This is a genomic window from Ruminococcus callidus ATCC 27760, assembly GCF_000468015.1.
GTDB classification, from domain to species: domain Bacteria; phylum Bacillota; class Clostridia; order Oscillospirales; family Ruminococcaceae; genus Ruminococcus_C; species Ruminococcus_C callidus.
On record NZ_KI260372.1, the window covers coordinates 1 to 3,446 of the forward strand.

A 3,446-nucleotide genomic window follows, 5' to 3' on the forward strand; every position below is an offset into this window, starting at 1 on the left:
GTGTATTGGAACATCCGGGTGTCATTAAAAATCCGGAACGGGTACGAGATGCATGGCAGCGTGCCTATGGCGGTTCTAACTCGCATCATACCGCAATTTTGGAAGAGGGCATGAAATACACGCCTATTTCCATTCCCAATAATGAAGCACAGTTTCTGGAAACCAGAAAGTTTCAGGTAGAGGAAATTGCCCGGCTGTATCGAGTGCCGCTCCATATGATCGGTGACTTAGACCATGCAACATTCAGTAACGTGGAACATCTGTCATTGGATTTCGTGAAGTACAGTCTTGACCCATGGATTGTTCGTTGGGAACAGGGACTACAAAAGGCATTGCTTTCCGATTCGGAGAAAGGCAAGTATTTCATCAAATTTAATGTTGAGGGGCTCTTGCGTGGTGATTACGCATCGAGAATGCAAGGATATGCTACCGCACGACAAAATGGCTGGATGTCTGCTAACGATATTCGTGAACTGGAAGATATGAATATGATTCCTGCCGAAGAAGGCGGAAATCTCTATCTTGTAAATGGTTCATTTACAAAGCTTGCTGATGCAGGTGCATTTGCAAAGAAAAATGAAAAGGAGGAAACGACCCATGAAGAATAATCGTTTCTGGAACTGGGTACGCAACGAAGAAACCGGTGCATCGGAGATGTATTTGTACGGTGCCATTGCGGAGAGTACCTGGTTTGAAGATGTGCGCTCGGATAGGGTGTAAGTAAATGTGAAATTGGTAACACACAGAATAGGTAATTCTGTAAGCGACCCAACTAACCGAAAGGCGAAAGCTGATACGAGAACATAGCACGTTGGGGAAGCGGTAAGTTTCTTAAAGGCAATCAAGAACGACTGAACCGCAACGCTAAGCAGATAAAAGGATAAAACTGTATTTGTTGAATGTGAGTTTCAAGTCCCAGTTAACCAATGGTTAAGGAAATTTGCCTGATACCTTAAATATGAATGCGATTTATTATCATCTCCAATAAATTATTGCCTCAATATTCATATGACGTGCAAGAGAACTTGTGCAAACGAAACGAAAGCATATCCGACAATCTGCAACCAGTTATTTACACTAACCGAGGATACCCTAAAGGTCAATGCTGAAAAGCTATGATTTAAGAATCTGAATATGACCCAAGGGTACGGAGTTTCCATAGTAGTCCGAGGACGGTAACACCGTCTGCATGGCGAAGGGAAACAGTTGTTATGGTCAAAAATGAAGAAAGTTAGGGAGGAAAACCTCAATGGCTGAAATGCAACCAACAACCGAAATTTTGACGAGAATAAGCAAAAACTCATTGAACAATAAAGATGAAGTGTTTACACGTCTGTTCAGATATTTATTACGGGAAGATATATGGTTTGAAGCATACAGAAATCTGTATGCAAATAATGGTGCATCAACAAAAGGTGTAAATGATGACACTGCCGACGGCTTTAGTGAAAGAAAAATACAGAAAATCACAGAACAGCTGAAAAACGGCAAATTTAATCCAACGCCGGTAAGACGCACATATATACAAAAAAAGAATTCTGATAAAATGCGTCCACTTGGTATTCCGACATTTACAGACAAACTTGTACAGGAAGCTGTACGCATGATTTTAGAAGCAGTATATGAACCTATATTTCATGAATGTTCTCATGGTTTCAGACCAAACAGGAGCTGTCATACTGCTTTAAAAAGTCTGCGTATGAAATTCACAGGTGCAAAATGGTTCATAGAGGGTGACATCAAGGGCTGTTTTGACAATATTAACCATGATGTACTGATAGGAATACTGAACAAAAAAATCAAAGACGCAAGATTAATACAGCTTATTCAACAATTTCTGAAAGCAGGCTATCTTGAAGACTGGATATATCACAGGACATACAGCGGTACACCGCAGGGAGGAATCATTTCTCCCATACTGGCAAATATCTATCTGCATGAACTGGATAAGTTTGTAGAAAATCTAAAAGAGGAATTTGATAAACCGAGCAAAGAAAAGTATACTCTCGAATACCGAAAAGCAAAATATCAGACAGAAAAAGCACGAAAAGCAATCAGAGAGTGCGACCCACAGGATTATGAGCGAAAAAAACAGCTAATTAAAAATTTGAAAGCAGTCCGCAGTGTTCAGCTTAAAACTCCATGCAAATCACAGACAGACAAAAAAATTCAATATATTCGTTATGCTGATGATTTTATTCTATCAGTAAATGGAAGTCGTGAAGAATGCATCGAAATAAAAAAGAAGCTGTCACAATACATCAGCGAGGTGCTTAAAATGCAGCTCAGTGATGAGAAAACGCTGATAACTCACAGCAGTAATCATGCAAGATTTTTAGGTTACGACATCAGTGTAAGAAGAAATGCCAAAATTAAAAGCAAAAATGGCGGAGTTTCATTGAGAACATTGAATAATAAGGTTGAACTTTTAATTCCATTAAAGGAAAAAATCAACCGTTTCATGTTCGATAAAGGTGTCATCTTTCAAAAAAAGGATGGCTCTCTGTTTCCTACTCATCGCAGCTATATGATACATATGTCAGACCTTGAAATCATATCAACATACAATTCAGAGCTGAGAGGAATCTGCAATTATTACAATTTAGCAAGTAATTACTGCCAATTGCGTTACTTTGCTTATCTAATGGAATATAGCTGTCTGAAAACACTGGCGGCAAAACATAATACCAAGATTTCAAAGATAATAGCAAAGTTTAAAGACGGAAAAGGCGGATGGGGAATCCCATACGAAACTAAAAGCGGTAAAAAACGCTGTTATTTTGCTAAATACTCTGATTGCAAAGACTCAAAAGATGGTACGGACAATATCTCAAACGCAGCCGTAATATATGGCTATTCAAGAAATACACTTGAAGAACGCTTAAAAGCAAAGGTTTGCGAACTGTGTGGGGACACAAATGCAGAATACTATGAAATTCATCACGTTCATAAAGTGAAAGACCTGAAAGGTAAAAACGATTGGGAACGTGCAATGATAGCCAAAAGGCGAAAAACATTGGTGTTATGCAGGAATTGCCACCATAAAGTTCATAATCAATGAGTTGATTTTATTTTATATAACAATGGAGAGCCGTGTACTCCGAGAGGGGTAAGCACGGTTCGGTGAGGGGTCTGTATAAACCTACTATGGAAACATAGCAAGGCGATACTTTCCTACTCTACGACGTCACCCCCCGCCATGTTCCGCTCGGAACTGCAAAAACACAGCGGTGATGTGACCGTCTTTATCAACTCGCCGGGCGGCGATGTGTTTGCTGCCAGTCAGATCTATACCATGCTCCGAAACCATCCGGGCAAGGTCACGGTCAAGATTGACGGCATTGCCGCTTCTGCGGCTTCTGTGGTGGCGATGGCAGGCGATGTAACTTTGATTTCACCAACCGGCATGATTATGTGCCACAATCCGATGACCTGTGCCATGGGCA

3 protein-coding genes and 1 pseudogene are annotated in these 3,446 nt (G+C 40.4%); all 4 read left to right on the forward strand.

From position 1 onward, the window contains the following. Positions 1-608, forward strand: a 608-nt coding sequence (locus tag RUMCAL_RS06010) for a phage portal protein (RefSeq protein WP_021681758.1), incomplete at its 5' end; no start/stop codon positions are given. Further along, a complete protein-coding gene (locus RUMCAL_RS16685) occupies positions 598-720 on the forward strand; it encodes a hypothetical protein (protein ID WP_021681759.1) in 123 nt (40 codons plus the stop codon). The genes RUMCAL_RS06010 and RUMCAL_RS16685, both read left to right, overlap by 11 nt. Positions 721-1,249: 529 nt before the next feature. Continuing rightward, on the forward strand, positions 1,250-3,061 hold the full coding sequence (locus RUMCAL_RS06015) for a reverse transcriptase domain-containing protein (RefSeq protein WP_021681760.1): 1,812 nt from the start codon (positions 1,250-1,252) through the stop codon (positions 3,059-3,061). A 132-nt stretch (positions 3,062-3,193) separates the two neighbouring features. Then, positions 3,194-3,446 (forward strand): annotated as a pseudogene (locus RUMCAL_RS06020) (ATP-dependent Clp protease proteolytic subunit); the annotation flags it as partial.